The sequence below is a fragment of the Nitrococcus mobilis Nb-231 genome (genome assembly GCF_000153205.1).
Classification (GTDB): domain Bacteria; phylum Pseudomonadota; class Gammaproteobacteria; order Nitrococcales; family Nitrococcaceae; genus Nitrococcus; species Nitrococcus mobilis.
Genome location: NZ_CH672427.1, coordinates 2505050 through 2520774, shown reverse-complemented (window position 1 = coordinate 2520774; position 15725 = coordinate 2505050). Strand labels below are relative to the sequence as shown.

The window sequence follows — 15725 nt, the reverse complement described above, 5'->3', positions numbered from 1 at the left end:
AGCCAAATGACAGCGACCGTTAGGCGAAATCATAGGTGAACTCTGAGTTTCGCACGGTCACGTGCACCCCGCCGATGGCCTTACCTTCCATCAGCCGGGTCAGGAAGCCGCGACTGAGCTCCGGCAGCAACGTATTCGTAAGAATGGCATCCACCATGCGGCCACCGCTTTCAAGCTCGATGCAACGCTCGAGAACAAGGTCTACCACGGCATCGTCGTAGGTAAACGACACCTGGTGGTTGCGCTGGATGCGCTGCTCGATGCGCCCGAGTTGCAGATGGATGATGCTTCGGAGCATAGCGTCGCTCAGCGGGTAGTATGGAATCGTGACCAGCCGTCCTAGCAGCGCCGGGGGAAACACTTGCAGCAGCGGGCTGCGCAGTTTCTGCGTCAAGGCAGCGGCAGCCGGCCTTTCCGCGCCTTCCTTGCACGCCTGCATGATCAAATCGGTGCCTACATTGGTGGTCAATATGACCAAGGTGTTCTTGAAATCGATCAGCCGTCCCTCACCGTCCTCCATCATGCCCTTGTCGAACACCTGGAAGAAGATCTCGTGCACGTCCGAGTGGGCCTTTTCCACCTCGTCCAGCAACACTACACTGTACGGCCGGCGGCGAACCGCTTCGGTCAGGACTCCGCCCTCCCCGTATCCCACGTACCCAGGCGGCGCGCCCTTGAGCGTGGACACAGTATGCGCCTCCTGGAATTCGCTCATGTTGATGGTAATCATGTTTTGCTCGCCCCCGTAGAGCGTCTCCGCCAATGCAAGGGCAGTTTCGGTCTTACCGACACCGGACGGACCAGCTAGCATGAACACGCCCATCGGCTTGCCCGGGTTGTCCAGACTCGCCCGAGCCGTCTGCACGCGGCGCGCGATCATCTCCAGGGCATGATCCTGGCCTTTGACCCGTTCGGCGAGCCGAGTGGCCAGGTGCAGCACGGCTTCGATCTCGTCCCGAACCATCCGCCCTACTGGAATCCCGGTCCAGTCGGCAACGACCGAAGCAATAGCCTGGGCGTCGACACTGGGCAGAATCAACGGCTGCTCGCCTTGCATTTCCTCGAGCCGCTGCTGGATCTTCGCGAGACGACTCAAGAGGTCCTCACGCGATGCCCGCTCGGCCGTAATGCCCGCATCGGAACTGCCATCGCGGCTGTTATCGGCCGCTTCCAGGTCGGAAACTGGACGTGCGGCCTCGCCCGTGCCGGCCTGGGCGCGCAGCGCGGCGCGCAGTTCCAGGAGCTCTTCCACCAGCCGTTTCTCATCCTGCCAAGCCCGCTCAACCTCCGCTAGGCGCTCGCTTTCGGTTTCCATAGCCGCACGGATCTCGCTCTCCCGCTGCGCTACCGGCAAACCAACCGCCTTCTCCCGAGCGATGATCTCCAACTCCATTGCCAGCGCCTCGAGGCGGCGCCGGTTATGCTCCACCTCGGCCGGAACGCCGTGCTGGCTGATTGCAACCCGCGCACAGGCGGTGTCCAGCAGAGTCACTGCCTTGTCCGGCAGTTGCCGAGCCGGAATGTAGCGGTGCGAAAGCCGAACAGCCGCGCTCAGGGCCTCGTCGCGCAACTGCACTCGGTGGTGCTTCTCGAGTGGAGCGGCCATGGTCCGCACCATCTCGAGAGCACGCTCCTCACTGGGCTCGCCGACCTGAATCGGCTGGAAACGCCGAGTGAGCGCAGGATCCTTTTCGATGTGTTTTTTGTACTCACCCCAGGTCGTGGCACCGATGGTTCGCAACGCCCCCCGAGCCAGGGCCGGCTTGAGCAGATTGGCCGCATCGCCCGTTCCCGCGGCGCCACCGGCGCCGATGAGGGTGTGGGCCTCGTCGATGAACAACACGATGGGGCGCTCCGAGGCCTGCACTTCCTCGATTACCTGCCGCAATCGGCTCTCGAACTCGCCCTTCATGCTCGCGCCTGCCTGAAGCAAACCCACATCGAGCGAGCGGAGCACCACATTTTTCAGCGGCGGCGGCACATCACCGCTGATGATACGCTGAGCGAACCCCTCCACCACGGCAGTCTTACCCACGCCCGCCTCACCGGTCAGGATCGGATTGTTTTGGCGCCGGCGCATTAGGATGTCCACCATCTGGCGGATTTCCTCGTCCCGCCCGACGACCGGATCGATCCTGCCTTGGCGGGCCAACTCGGTCATATCGACCGTAAAGCGCTGCAAGGCCTCCTGCTTACCCATCGCCGCCGGGGATAGGGGTATAGCTGCATCGCCTTGCTGCGCCGCGGCCGACTCGCCGAGGCGAGAGCCGGCGCTAGCGGCAAGCCTCACCTCCGGCGAACCCCCGGTGATGTCGTCCCACTCATCGATGAGACGGTCCACCCGAACTTTGGCGAATTCGCCCGATACGCTCGGTAGGGCATTGCGCAGGTTTGTGGTTTTCATCAGCCCCACCACGAGATGGCCAGTGCGTACCTGCGGCTCGCCGAAACGCAGTGTCGACCACACCCAACCACGCTCTACGGCTTCTTCGACCTGGGAAGAGAGATCGGAGATACTGCTCGCGCCGTGCGGCAACTCATCTAGGCGGCGGGTCAAATCTGCGGCTAACCGCGCGTGATCGAGCCCGAAATGATTGATGATGCGATGCAAGTCCGAGTCCTGCTGCTGCAGGATCTGGTGTAGCCAGTGTGCAAGCTCCACATACGGGTTACCCCGCATCTTGCAAAACACCGTGGCGCTTTCGATCGCTTTATAGCCAAGGCTACCGAGCTTCCCGAACAAGGCGGTACGGCTGATTTCCGTCACGGCACTCTCCCCCGGGCGCGCGATACCGCCTGCCCATCTTCTGGATATCCGGCCCAGGCTGCGCTTCGAGCGGATTTCCCCGCACCCGAACGCCACGGGCATCCCCAGCCACCCGCCCGACCCAGCTCGTTCGGCCTAGCCGCGCCCCGCGTGCCAGCCGCAGCGGCGGAGCCTCTTTCTGCCGCAAACTCAGGATCAACTCCCAGCGCAGCTCGTCCCCTATATAAGCGCGCACCAGATCCCTCAGCTCGCCCAACCTCCGCCCGCCCGGTAAGAAAGCCTCGAACGTTGATCGGCACAGCGGCCCGAGCTCAATTGCAAAGTTGGACTGGCACTGCCAGGAGCGGCGCCCCAGATTGGCGGCCCGGCCAAGCCCGCCGCCCCTGGCGCGGCCAAGCGCGAGACGCTCGTCCGCAGGCATCTCGAGCCAGTTCGGCTGAAACGGTATAACCCGGCATGGCGATCCGAAAAAATCCGCCAGAATGTCCTCCAGACCCTCGGCAGACTTTGCCGCCGGCGCATACCGGCCCGCCCGGCAAAGACGCGCGGAATCCCCGACCCGGTCACGATTACGAAACGCAGGCGAGCCGATTCCCACCAGCGCACCGATGTACACGGCGAAGCGGTCCGCCTCGGGGCGATCATGCTGCACAGCCGGCTGGGCGTTGGCCCAGGCGCGGTAGAACAGACACGCGAGTCGGTGTTGCAGCATATTCACGAATGCGGCGAAGGTCGGGTCCTGGTGCTGGCGCTGCCGCTCGTCGGCGTATTCGGTGAGGTGCACCGGCAGCGCTCCGTCGGGACCGAACAGGCCGAAGGAGTCGCAACTCAAGCGGTTTGGCGTGCCGGGTTCGAACCCGGCCACATCGCCGGGCGCAAAACGCAAGGAGGGACGCTGGGCAACCCGAACCGGATCATCGGCCGGTCGGCGCGACTCACCCAGGCGCGGACTATCGCGGTGCTTTGCCTCCAGCAGGCGAAGCGCCGCGAACAGACTGAACCGGTAAGGTGCTCGCTCCAGCTCCGCGGTCGCGCTCACAATACTTGTCTTCGGCCTGCTCTTACCGGCCATCGCATGATCTCGCCGCGTTCGTCGGTTTCCACGATCGTCTGGGTAAACGAGTTGATCGACACATACCTAGCAAAGAATCTCTCGAGTACAGCACCGAGCAGGAAGGCTCCCGTTCCAATGAACGCCGCCTCGCGCAGCTCGAGGTGAATTTCGAGACCATTACCGAAGCAGATCGGCCCGGGCACGGGCATTCGCCGAACCGTCGGCCAGGACTCCACCGAAAGCACACCTTCCACGTGCCGCGCCAGCGCGTCCCTGCCATCCACATAGAGTGCCAGCAACTCGCGCAATGCCGTCACACCCGCGCCGTCCTGTCCTTCCACCAGCGAGAGGTAGTTCAGCGAGAGCTGACTGATAAATCGCCACACGTTGTCGCCCGCGTAGAACGCGCCGCGCGGCGGGGTGGGTCCGGCGATAATGCGGATGCTCTGCACCGGAGCGCCTGCATCCAGTGTAAAATCCGTCACGCCCTTACCCACAGCCATCTGCAATGGCAAATCACGGTTACTGCATAGACAGATCACCTCGAGCTGCCTAAGCTCGGGCGCGAACGGCGCGTGTTCGGCATCCACGATACTAAGGAAGCACTCGCTGCCCAGATAGCTGGATCGTGCCCCCTGCCACCTCTGCCGTGACGGACGCTCCCGCGGACGCCGCTGGATGGTGAAAAACGCCCCCTCTCCGATGCGCCCGTTGTCGTGATGGGTAAGGTGGTAGAAAGGGTGGAACGCCAACCTGTCGTCCCCGTTTTTGCCGAAGCCGGTCACGCCTTCGATGCGATAGATCTCGAAGTCCATCGGCCGGTTGCGGTCAGCAACCACGTGAAACTCGGTATCACTACCCTTCACGTGTATGCGGTCCGCCGTCAGGGGGAACAGGTTGATGGCCGGGGTCGCAAACAGTGCAAACCGATCCGACTGCACCGTGTGCTCCAGCCGGTTGTCGACGCGGTCGAAAAACAGCGTGACCTCCAGGCACTGCCCGCTGAGTCTCGGTACATAAGGCGCAAGCCCGGCGAGTTCGAAGAACATGAAGCGCTGCGGTATTGCGAAGTATTCCTGCAACAGCCGATAGCCCTCGAAGGAACGCCGAGTCGGCGGCAGCAAGGCCTCGTCCACCTCGAACCCCGGTTGCCGTACCGTGCCGGGTGGGAGGCAGATCGGGCCTTTCTGTACCCCCTCCTCGCAGCGCAGTGACACACCGATGCAGTTGCCATGGATCTGTTCGTAGAGCCGCATCGGCGTCTCGTCGCTGCCCCGAAGGAAAACAGGCAAACACCCCAGCGCCAGATCGGCCAGCCTCAGGCCCGCGGTGACCTCCAGGGATATCTGCAGTGCGGCGCAGGCGTTGCGCTTCACCGGCAGTCCGGCGGCGGCAATGGCGCCGGCGTTGGACAAATATTTCGCATCGACAATCCGCAACGGCCAAAGCATCACCGGGTGCGCCGTACGATACTCGCATGCCGTTTTCTCTCCCTTGGCCAGCACGCTGCGCAGCACGCTGCCGCGCGGTACCGGCACCCCTTCCGAGAGCCCCCCCTCGTCCAAGTCCGGCTCGAACTCTACTACCGCCATGGACGGTACAGGGCAAACGAGGTGCGGGTGGACGATCTCCAGCAGATGGCGGGTAAAATCCGGAAACTCTGCATCCAGCTTAAGCTGGATGCGCGCGGTCAAAAAGGCCACACCCTCGAGCAAACGTTCCACGTACGGATCGGCGCACTCAAAGCTGTCAAGCCCCAACCGGCCAGCAATCTTCGGATACTCGCGGGCAAACTCACCGCCCATCTCCCGAATGAACCGCAGTTCTTCCTCGTAGAACCGAAGCAGGCGCGTATCCATCAACCGCCTCGCGGCTCACCGCTGTATATCGTAGCGTCGGCCGATTCCAAATCGAGCTCGGTGTGCAACAAAAGCTGTTCGGGTGCCGGCTGTCCCCAGAGCTCCGCCTCGATTCGAAACGCCAGCACATTGCCGCCACCAGCAGTGTCCTCCGCCGGGGCTGGGGTGACCATCACCCGCCGCAGACGCGGCTCGAAGACCTCAATCGCCCGCCGGATGCCCGCAGCGATTGCTTCGACATCGGCACCCGAGGCCGTCGAGCCGGTAAGATCGGGTACGCCGTAATTGAGCACCGAGCTTCGAGCATGCGGATAAGCCTGCAACTCCTGAACCGACATGAGATTAGCGGTGTTGAGCAGCCACGCCAGATCGCGCAGCACGCACTCCTTCAACTGCTTGTTGGAGATAACCCGCCCGCGGCGAGACTCGACCGTATTCGGCAGCCGCTTGCGATCGACGATATTCACCACACTCGCCACGGAAGCTCGGTATCCGCCGCCGGAACCGAGTTCATGCTCCAAAAGACGTTGCAGCCCGTTACTCCCGTGCTCGCTCTCATAGACCTCGATCAGACCGGAGGCATCATGCTCACCAGCCTCATCCGGGCGCTTCTCTATCAGGCGCAGGTGATGCGACTCAAACACCCGACGCAGTTCGTCGCGCTCGATTCCGGTCCGTCTCAGGGCGGATGCTTCTATTGTCACCTCTACGCGCTCCTTGAAGGGCGCTGCATCCGTCAGTCGGTCGAGCAAGGCGGGCTGCAATCTCTCTTGTGTGATCAATTCCGCCATACGGCAAAAAACGCTTACTTCGCGGCGTTCTTCTCAATGCTCCAGCCGAAATCGGTGGCCGCATCGGGGCCACCATCGTCCTTCTGGGGCGTGTAGGTTATCTTGAATTCCGCAAAATTGAGGCTTACATTTTCCGTCAGCCGGTCCTCGCCCCCGCTACCGCCGGTAGAGATGCTGCTGACGAGTATTTTCGACATCTCGAGGACGAGGTACTCGAGCTGTTCACCGCCAGCCTTGCGTATGACGAGTTTGCCTTTCTCGAAGTGCTTACCGTTGGTCAGAAACTTCCATAGGGCGGTGGAAGACTTGTCGATGTACTTGGTCAGGGAGATATCCTGAAAACTCGCCTTACCGGCGCCGCCACCGCCACCGAAGTGCATGGTACCCTGCTGGCTCGCGCCCCATGACCAGGCCAATACCTCTACCGCGTCGGGATATTTGGAATCCTTGGACTCGCCTTTGATCTCATCTATTACCAGGAAGCAGTCTAACATCAGAGTTCTCCTTATTTTGATGCCTCATTGGCTACCACCATAGCCGGCCTCTGCGACACCGCAGCGGTGCCTCGGCGATCATGGCCATGGAGCCCGATAGCTTATTGACCCTTTACAGAGGGTAGCTTGGAAACCAGCCGCAACGATACCTTCAACCCTTCGAGCTGATAGTGCGGTCTGAAATAGAAGACCGACCGGTAGTAGCCCGGATTGGCCTCATCCTCCTCTACACGCACCTCCGCCGCGGCCAACGGCTTCCTGGCCTTGGTCTCCTCGCCCGCATTCTGCGGATCCCCCGTGACGTATTGCATAATCCAGTCCTGCAGGAAGCGCTGCATGTCATCACGTTCCTTAAAGGAGCCGATTTTGTCGCGGACAATGCACTTGAGATAGTGAGCGAACCGACATGTAGCAAACAGATACGGTAGCCGCGCGCCAAGCTTGGCGTTGGCCGTGGCATCCGGGTCGTCGTACTCGGCTGGCTTGTGCAGTGATTGAGCACCGATAAACGCAGCGATATCCGTATTCTTCCGATGCAGGAGGGGCATCAGGCCGCTCTTTGCAAGCTCCGCTTCGCGGCGGTCGCTGATCGCGATCTCGGTCGGGCACTTCATGTCCACACCGCCGTCAGTGCTCGGGAAGGTGTGCACAGGCAGCCCTTCGACCGCACCGCCGGATTCCACGCCGCGAATGCGTGAACACCAGCCGTACTCCTTGAAGGATCGGTTGATGTTGACGGCCATGCTGTAGACGGAATTGGCCCATGTGTATTTATTGTGATCCGCACCGGTGACATCCTCCTCGAAATCGAACTCCTCTACCGGCTCCGTTTTGGCACCGTACGGCAATCGGGCCAGAAACCGCGGCATCGCAAGGCCGATATATCTGGAGTCTTCGGCCTCACGCAGCGAACGCCAGGCTGCGTACTCCGGTGTAGAGAAGATCTTCGTCAGATCCCGCGGATTGGCCAGCTCCTGCCAGGACTCCATCTGCATTAACGACGGTGCCGCACCGGCGATAAACGGCGCATGCGCCGCGGCCGCGATTTGGGCCATGTTGGAGAGCAGCTCTACGTCCTGTGGACCATGATCGAAATGGTAATCACCGGCCAGACAACCGAGCGGCTCGCCGCCAAACTGTCCGTACTCCTCCTCGTAGATACGCTTGAACAGAGGACTCTGATCCCAAGCCGTTCCCTTGAACTTACGCAGCGTCTTATGCAGCTCCTTCTTGGAGATGGACATGAAGCGGATCTTGAGCATCTCGTCGGACTCGGTGTTGCTCACCAGATAATGGAGTCCACGCCATGCTCCTTCGAGTTGCTGGAACTTGTCATGATGAATGATCTCGTTGATCTGTTCCGTCAGCTTATGATCGATTTCGGCAATGATCGCGTTAATCGTGCTGCTCGCGTCATCGGAGATAACAGTGGTTTCGCGTAACGCCTGCTCGGCCAGCGTCTTGACCGCCGTCTCAACCTCTTCACGGGCACGGTCCGACCTTGGCCGGAACTCCTTGTGCAACAGTTGCGTGAAGTCATCAGCAGAGAAGGCCTCCTCCTGCGCCGTCGGCTGCTGCTGGGTCTGCTCTTCTGTATCGGCCACGGCCTTAGTCCTCACTCTTCTCTTGCGCGTTTTCCCTGCTCTTCTCTTCCGCTTCATCGTTGGGCTTGGCCGCCAACGACTTGAGGAGGGCCGAGTCGTTGAGCACCTTGGCGATTAGTTCCTCGGCTCCGGCCTTGCCATCCATATAGGTAACCAGATTGGCCAGCTGCTGGCGCGCCTCCAACAACCGGCGCAGGGGCTCGACCTTGCGCGCCACGGCGGCGGGCGAGAAGTCGTCCATACTCTCTAAGCTCACATCCACTTCAAGCCTCCCCTCTCCGGTCAGCTTGTTTTCCACGGCGTAGTGAAGCTTCGGCTGCAAGGCCTGCATGCGTTCATCGAAGTTGTCTACGTCGATCTCGAGCAGCTTGCGCTCTCCCACCGCGGGCAGGGACTCATCGTTGTCCCCCGCAAGGTCCGATAAAACCCCCATAACAAAGGGTAGCTGGATCTTCTTCATCGACCCGTAAAGCTCGGTGTCATATTCGATCTGCACCCGAGGCGCCCGATTTTTCCCGATGAACTTTTGTGAACTTGGCTTTACCACGGTTGACCTCCCGCTAGATTATCCAGCCCGCAGACCGCAGAGAACCGCTGCACTGTCTACTCATCGCCGGTCTCGCCGCTGCGCCCGCTGATGGTTCTCACCTGATTGAGTGCGTCCGGCGCCATATCCTCGAGAATCGCCACGAAATCCATGTCGACCAAGCGTTTCGCACGTTCGAGCAACAACGGCACTGGACTCGAGGGCTCATGCGTGCGGAAATACCGTATTACTGCATCGAGCGCCCGAACGGCGTCCTGCCGAGATTGCACTGCACCGTTGAACGCACCGGTCGTCACCGATGGCATACTGGACTCCACCCCCCCCTCGGCCTCGATTGATTGTACCTGCTCAGCGCCACTGTTATCGTCAGCAGCGCGCAGTCTCGCGCTGACAAAGACCTGTATCTGTTGTAATGGCTGTCTTACGCGGGTCAGGTCGGGAGCCTCCGTCACGCCCACCCGCTCACGAAAGCAGCCCTCGATCCCCTCCAGGTCTTCAACCGCACTCGCAACCGCCTGATCGAGCGCTTGCAGCTTCGCCCGATCCATTGCCTGAAACGCTCCCAACAAAACCGCTTTTGTGGGAGGATCTCCCGGATAGTCGGCAGGGAGCTCTGCCTTACCCTCGGTGATTTCGATATCGAGTAGCGAGAAAGACCCGGCTACGGGGTCTGCCAGCAGAGGTGCATACCGCAACGGCTGAATGATTCTGTGGAAGTTCGTGAGGTTGAACAGCGCATTGGCGCGTTCGGTGGCGTCGTTCCCATCAAGCGCGGGGAAGACTTCGTCCCAGTGAGACTCTACCAGAGCGCCAAGCAGCCCGATGGCCTCGCAAAAGGCAACGATGCCTTCGGTCTTCAGCAACGCACCGGCAAGATAGACGGCAGCGCGCAAGTCACGACTCCGCTCCAGCGAGTCGGTGGCCATTTGGCGCACCGCCACCCAGTCTACAGATGCAGGGTTACCTTCCGAATCGAGCGGATTGGACCATCGGGAGAGCTGGTCGAGCTGCAACAGCTCGCCGGACTCCGCCAGATCCACCCCGCCGGGGGAGTTTCCGGGTAGATCCCCGAGAAAACGCTCCAGCCCCACCATCCCCCCTCCGCTTGGAGCGGAAGCTTTCTTTGCAAATTCTTGCTTTCTATGAAGGCGAATTCAAGTTTGGAGTATAGACAATGGTTCCGAATAATACGATGCCGTGCAGCGACTACCAACCGGCACTCACTGGATCACCCCAGCATTTGTTGCTGACGGAACCCCGGCGCACGCGTCTCGAACAGCGGCTCAGCGGGGTGCAACAGCTTCAGCTCCAGTGCCGCCGCCTCGCGTTGGCGCTGCATTCCGTAACGCAGCACCCATTCCAAATGCTCGACGCCGATCGGCTTACCCACCAGATACCGCTGGCCTGAACGAAAGCTACCGTGGCTGCGGGACCACCAATCGGCAATGAGCCTCGGCTCCGGCCACGGCAGATCCTCGTCCGCATCCAGCGTCACGTTCTCATCCTCGGCGTCCTCTGTCGGGCCTCCCTCGAAACCCTTGGGCCACTCCCCTTCGAGATCCTCATAGGCGAGATCAACACCCGTGATCATGGCGAAAGACTCGCCGGCCACACGGGCGAGTTCCGGTACGCTCATCTGCTCGAGCAACCATGGGACGCAGCCAGGCTCACCGATGATTCCACAGGCCAAGACCGCGTGGCGCAGATCCTCGGGCTGTCGGACAAGCTGATTAACCCATGGCAACGCCGCATTGAGCGGCAACGCACGCAGCGCCACCTTGAGCGCCCTGTCCGCAAGGCGTGGCTGCTGCATGCCGACAAATGTCAACGCCTCACGCGGAGCCGCACCGCGATCCCCGAGCAACGCCGCCGAGCAGGCAGCCTGAAAGCGCACCTCGGGATCCGTGCTTTGTACCTGTGCCGCAATGGCGGGCAGGAAGTCCACGCGGCCCAGCACTCCGGCCACACGCAGCGCCATCGCGCGCAGCTCCACGTCCTGCACCTGTAAGGACTCTATGAGCACGGCCCCGGGATCCACTCGATGCGTCGCCGCGGCCGCAAGGCCGATGCGGCGCCAGTGAAGCTCATCAGAATGCAAGAGATCCCGCACCTCCCCCCGCCACCAGGCGCGGTTGACCCAGCCGAACGCCGCCACTAGCCCCCTGCTGGTTTCTGGGGCCAGCTCGACCGTATTGTAGACAGACTGAATCTTGTCTCTATCCCCGCCCTCCAACGCCAACACCGCCGCACAGAAAACCTCACCCGGCTCCTCCTGCGCCAGTGCAGCCGCGCAAGTCTTCCAACCCGCTTCGCCGGCAATGCGCAGCCCGTCGAAATGGGCTTCGATTCGATTGTCGAGGCTAGCGAGCTCAACGAGGGAGTAGTGAGGAGCACCCACCGCAGCATCCCGCAGCAGCCACAGAAACGCCGCTTCCTCACCGTGCTGCTCGACGATGTGCCAAATAACAGGGCGATCCATCTCTTAGTTACTCGTCAACCACTCGATATCGTTTCATCCTAGCGTTGCGTGACTATAGATTGTCCGGAAACTGGTATCGCTCCCACTGGCTGCCATCGAATCGTAGCAGGCACTCACCTCCACAGGTCCAAAGCTCGTTGCCATCGCTCGCCATTCGATAGAAGTTCAACCGGCCCTCGACCGGAATGTTGACCTCTTCCAGTGCGTCGCCCCGAACGCGAAACAACGTATCCTTGGTGCACACGAAAATGTTGCCCCGGAAGAGCGCCATGTCCCAATACACGGTCTCGCTCGGCTCATTGATGAGGTTATGCCAGATCCCGCCCTCGACACGGTAGACGCAGTTTCCATAACCACATACGTAGATTTCGTTCCGGTCGACGCAAAGGACCCGCTGCAGTCCGCAGTTCGTCGGGGCGTCGATACGCTTCCAGGAAATGCCATCGTAGTGCAGCACCACACCGTTCATACCCACAGCGTAGATGTCGTCACTGGCGGTGCCATCCACGCTCAGCAGGATCTTGGCCTCGCCGTCCGAGCCGGGAATGTAGACGCCGTAGTCAAAGGGCCGCCAGCCGCTGCCGTCCTGACGGTAGATCTGGTGGTTTCCTCCCACGGCATACCAAGCGCCGCCAATGTACCTTAGGTCCATCAGGAACCCTCGGCGATGTGTGTCGATTCGCTCGAACTGAACGTTCGACGGCGGCGTAACAGTGTAGAGCCCGCGGTTGCGCTCCAGGATCAGGTATTCTCGCTGGCAATCGTCCAACTTACCCCGGCACCGTACAGCGTGGGCTATGCCAGAGAGGTCCATACCGCCCCAGCGACCGCTGGTTAGCGACAGCAGCGCAATCCGTTCTTCGCTATTGTCTTCCAGGCTGTAGTAGTTTCCCGTGAGAACCACTGCGCCCACGCTCAATCGCGCAACATCGGTGAAATACAGGGTGCCCGGCTTCTTACGCGTGCTCACCATCTGACACGCTCTCCTTTGTCGTTAACCCAGCCCGCCGGTGGAATTGAGCTTGTCGAGCACAAGACCAGCACGACTCTCCTGTGCATTGAGATTTGCTGACTTACGGACGCTGCCGTCCTTGTTCTTCAAGCAATTTTTGTAGTAGTTATCCAATTGAAGCTTCAGACAATCCAACTGATTCTCGGAAGGCTCCTTTCCATTGTTGATTCCGGCAGCTGACTTCGCAGCAGTATCCCGAGCCTTACCGTACGTGAAAGGCTTGCCGGATTCCGCGCATTCAAACTCCACTGGGTCGAAAATAGCATGACAGTCCCGATGCGTACCGCTGTATTGATTCTCGTTGTCGACGCACACACAAGGAGCCTTGTCGTGAGAGCAGCCTTCGGGATAAGCCGGATTCGCCAAGGACTCGCCACTCAGGCTTGTGGTACGCGTGCGCATGCAGCGCCCGGGAATCAGATGGTGACCTGTACCGCCCGGACAAGAATAGGTTTCGGAGTCTTCTTTGTACGGAACCAGCTTGAACTTGTCACTCAGCCCAGCACAGGGCCCTGACGTAAACGCCAACGAGTCCGCATATGGCCAAGGTGTGGTATTGGATGGGAACGACGCGTGATTGTGGGTCGTCAGGTCCAGATGCCGGACGACATTCTCTCCTTCAACCTTCACATCCATCGACCAACTGGTGAAGTACACCTTCCCGCGATTCACGCTGGTAACAACACCTTTCTTGGCTGCACTCCCCGCCTCATCCCCCGTGCTTTTTTTGAAGTATGATTTGTTCTTCAGCATCAATTCCTTTTGGGAAATCTTGACGTTTTTGCTGCCGCTAGTCGTGTCCGTTGCCATACCGGTGTTCGGGTACGGCACTGGCACCCCAGGTGGTGTTGCGGGATTCTCCGGCGGTGTCATGCAGACATCCGGAAACGCGCAAATCGACTTGCCATCCGCCGCCTTGCAGGAAATCTCGCGGCCATTGGCAAATACATCGTTAGCCATTACGCGGCCTTCACCGGCTGGTAGGTCAGGATGGCAGCGGCCCGGCGGCCGTCGTCGTTGCCGAAGTGGGTCAGCACGTTGTTGCCCGGAGCATAGGCCTTCGCCGTGGCGGTGTGAGTGACCCCCAGGATCGCCGGACCAATGGCGGCACCTACCTCGCCAATGCAATCCGCCGGGTGCCAAAGGTCATATTCCTCCTTGCGCTCGCGCAAGATCCGGCTCAGCGACAGCGCGGCCTCCTTGAAGCCGTACTGCTCGCCGGAGACGTCCGTGATGCGGAAGTCCGTGGCAGCAAGGGTGGTCCCGACCTCGGCCAGCGCGCCGCGGATGGCCTGCACCAGACCGTCCGCCCGCAGGGGCTGGTCTTCGGCCTCCACGCTGGCCGGCTCGTTCCCGAAGCCCAGGCCCACACAGAGCAGCTGCGGATCCTGGCTCGGCCGCGCCAGCTCGACAACCGCTGCCGCCGCCGCTTCACCGGGGATGAAGCCGTCCGAGTTCTGGCTGGTCAGAAGGCGGTCCCTGGCTTCCAGGACCGCTAAGGCGGGGGCCGTCAAAAGCCCATCCACCCCGGCCACGATCACCTTGTCTGATTCGCGGGCCGTGAGCAGCTCGCGCGCCCGCTTGAGTCCGTGCACAGCGGATACCCGCCCGCCGGCGATGACGGCCGAGCTCTGGTGAAAGCGTACGCCGAGCTCCGCTTCCACCTCGAGCAGCAGGGCATCGTCCAACCCCTCGATGCGCCCTGGGCGCATCGATTCGGCGACTCCGAGGATCAGTGGTATCGAGGCGGGGTCCAGCAGGCGTGGGACACTGTCCAGGCATTCCTGCAACGCCAGACTAAGCATCTTCACGAGCTTGGTGCGGCCGCGCCACGGCTGCTCCAGGGGGATCTCGCAGCCGAGAATCCACTCGCCGCCCGAGTCCATGAAGCGGGTCTCCTGGAAATTGTCGATGGCGCAGCGAATGGCCGCGCAGGATGCGGGCGCGCTCAGCCCCACGCCGGTGACCATCCCCGTGGTGAGGATCGCCAGCGGCGGCACGCTCATGACTCGTCACCCTCTTCCCCCGATCGCTTGGCGTGCACCCATGCGGCTAAGGACGGGTAATACGTCTTGCCCAGTTCACGTGCGCGCCACCAGGCGCGGGACATCTTGCCGGCCAACACTTGGGGGACTTCGAAGATGTTGCGCCGCAGGGGAATGCTGGCGCGCCAGGTCATGGTGAAAAGCCCGGCATCGGGGGCGAGTGCGATAGTGTCGACGACCGCATGAGTCTCGTGCCGATCGCCCTGCTTGCGAAAGAACACCACCGGCACCTCGATCGCGGGCAGGTGGAAGGCGGTGCGTCCTTCCGGGGTCAGGTTGAGCAGGGCCACCGACTCGCCGCCCTGCGGGTAAGGGATCTGCTGATCGGCAGGCGCGGCCTGGTAGTATTCGTCCCGGAAATCGGAAGGCAGGAAGGGAAAAATATTGTCGAGCCAGTGCTGGTCGTAGGTGCCGGCGTAGCCGAGCCGCGACTCCCAACCACGCCCTAGCGGGCCGAAGGCCATGGGACGGTAGGCGAGGTTCGGCATCTTCACCCGGCGCCCCGACTCCTCGGTGTTCGGCATGGGCGTGCCGTCGATGAGCGAGCCCTTGAGCTTGCGGTGATAGCCCCGGCCGACCGGGTTGGCCATGTAGGCCGAGTGCTTGCTCTCATCCGGATGGAAGTTGTCCAAGCCGCCGAAGGCGCGGTCATAACTAACCGGCATCACGGTGAACTCCCGAGGCGGACCCGGGCTGATGGCCACCAACCCAGCCTCCCAGACGCGGTCGCCGACCACATTGAACGCCTTTTGCGTACTACCGACCTGCAACCCCACCGGAACGTGGGTCACGGGCCGCCCGCCCGGCGCATAGGCGCTGCCGGTGAGCAACACGTCGCAGCGCGGCTTCCAGGGTGCATAGTCGGCCTCGAGCACCGGCGCCGAGAAACCGGGCTCGCCGGTGAACGTATCCGCATCGACCAGCGCCAGTTGATCTTCGGCCAGGCGCGGCGCCTCGTTGCGGCGCGGCAATTCGAACGTCCCCTTGACCACCACGACCAGATGCTCCCGACCGCTTGGCTCCATGCCGAGCGTGTAGCCGGCCTGCATCTTTGTGGCGTTGATCAGCTCCAC

Annotated in this window: 13 protein-coding genes; all 13 read right to left on the bottom strand. The window is 61.5% G+C overall.

Annotation, left to right across the window (positions count from 1 at the left end; translation table 11 throughout):
- Positions 1-19: 19 nt before the first annotated feature.
- Positions 20-2767, bottom strand: a complete 2748-nt coding sequence (gene tssH / locus NB231_RS11460; protein ID WP_005002932.1) for a type VI secretion system ATPase TssH — start codon at positions 2765-2767, stop codon at positions 20-22.
- Positions 2724-3806 (bottom strand): type VI secretion system baseplate subunit TssG, encoded by a 1083-nt coding sequence (gene tssG / locus NB231_RS11455; RefSeq protein WP_005002930.1) that lies wholly within the window; start codon positions 3804-3806, stop codon positions 2724-2726. The genes tssH and tssG overlap by 44 nt, the downstream gene beginning before the upstream one ends.
- Positions 3803-5680, bottom strand: coding sequence for a type VI secretion system baseplate subunit TssF (tssF, locus tag NB231_RS11450; protein ID WP_005002928.1), 1878 nt, complete (start codon positions 5678-5680; stop codon positions 3803-3805). The genes tssG and tssF overlap by 4 nt, the downstream gene beginning before the upstream one ends.
- The gene (gene tssE, locus NB231_RS19175; RefSeq protein ID WP_005002927.1) at positions 5680-6471 is read right to left on the bottom strand and encodes a type VI secretion system baseplate subunit TssE; all 792 of its coding nucleotides are present in this window, start codon (positions 6469-6471) and stop codon (positions 5680-5682) included. Before tssE ends, tssF begins: the two co-directional genes overlap by 1 nt.
- A 14-nt stretch (positions 6472-6485) precedes the next feature.
- Entirely contained in the window at positions 6486-6965 is a 480-nt protein-coding gene (locus NB231_RS11440; RefSeq protein WP_005002925.1) for an Hcp family type VI secretion system effector, read from the bottom strand.
- A 101-nt stretch (positions 6966-7066) separates the two neighbouring features.
- Positions 7067-8569: a type VI secretion system contractile sheath large subunit gene (gene tssC / locus NB231_RS11435; protein ID WP_005002923.1), complete on the bottom strand. Its 1503-nt coding sequence runs from the start codon at positions 8567-8569 to the stop codon at positions 7067-7069.
- 4 nt (positions 8570-8573) lie between these two features.
- Positions 8574-9116, bottom strand: coding sequence for a type VI secretion system contractile sheath small subunit (tssB, locus tag NB231_RS11430; RefSeq protein ID WP_040662262.1), 543 nt, complete (start codon positions 9114-9116; stop codon positions 8574-8576).
- 56 nt (positions 9117-9172) lie between these two features.
- A complete protein-coding gene (tssA, locus tag NB231_RS11425) occupies positions 9173-10210 on the bottom strand; it encodes a type VI secretion system protein TssA (RefSeq protein WP_005002919.1) in 1038 nt (345 codons plus the stop codon).
- Between the two features lie 134 nt (positions 10211-10344).
- Positions 10345-11595, bottom strand: a complete 1251-nt coding sequence (locus tag NB231_RS11420; protein WP_005002917.1) for a TIGR02270 family protein — start codon at positions 11593-11595, stop codon at positions 10345-10347.
- Between the two features lie 52 nt (positions 11596-11647).
- Positions 11648-12568, bottom strand: coding sequence for a beta propeller repeat protein (locus NB231_RS11415; RefSeq protein ID WP_005002914.1), 921 nt, complete (start codon positions 12566-12568; stop codon positions 11648-11650).
- A gap of 21 nt (positions 12569-12589) precedes the next feature.
- Positions 12590-13567: a PAAR-like domain-containing protein gene (locus tag NB231_RS11410; RefSeq protein WP_005002912.1), complete on the bottom strand. Its 978-nt coding sequence runs from the start codon at positions 13565-13567 to the stop codon at positions 12590-12592.
- A complete protein-coding gene (locus NB231_RS11405; protein ID WP_005002909.1) occupies positions 13567-14613 on the bottom strand; it encodes a 3-oxoacyl-ACP synthase in 1047 nt (348 codons plus the stop codon). Before NB231_RS11405 ends, NB231_RS11410 begins: the two co-directional genes overlap by 1 nt.
- Positions 14610-15725, bottom strand: a complete 1116-nt coding sequence (locus tag NB231_RS11400) for a DUF2169 family type VI secretion system accessory protein (protein ID WP_005002902.1) — start codon at positions 15723-15725, stop codon at positions 14610-14612. The genes NB231_RS11405 and NB231_RS11400 overlap by 4 nt, the downstream gene beginning before the upstream one ends.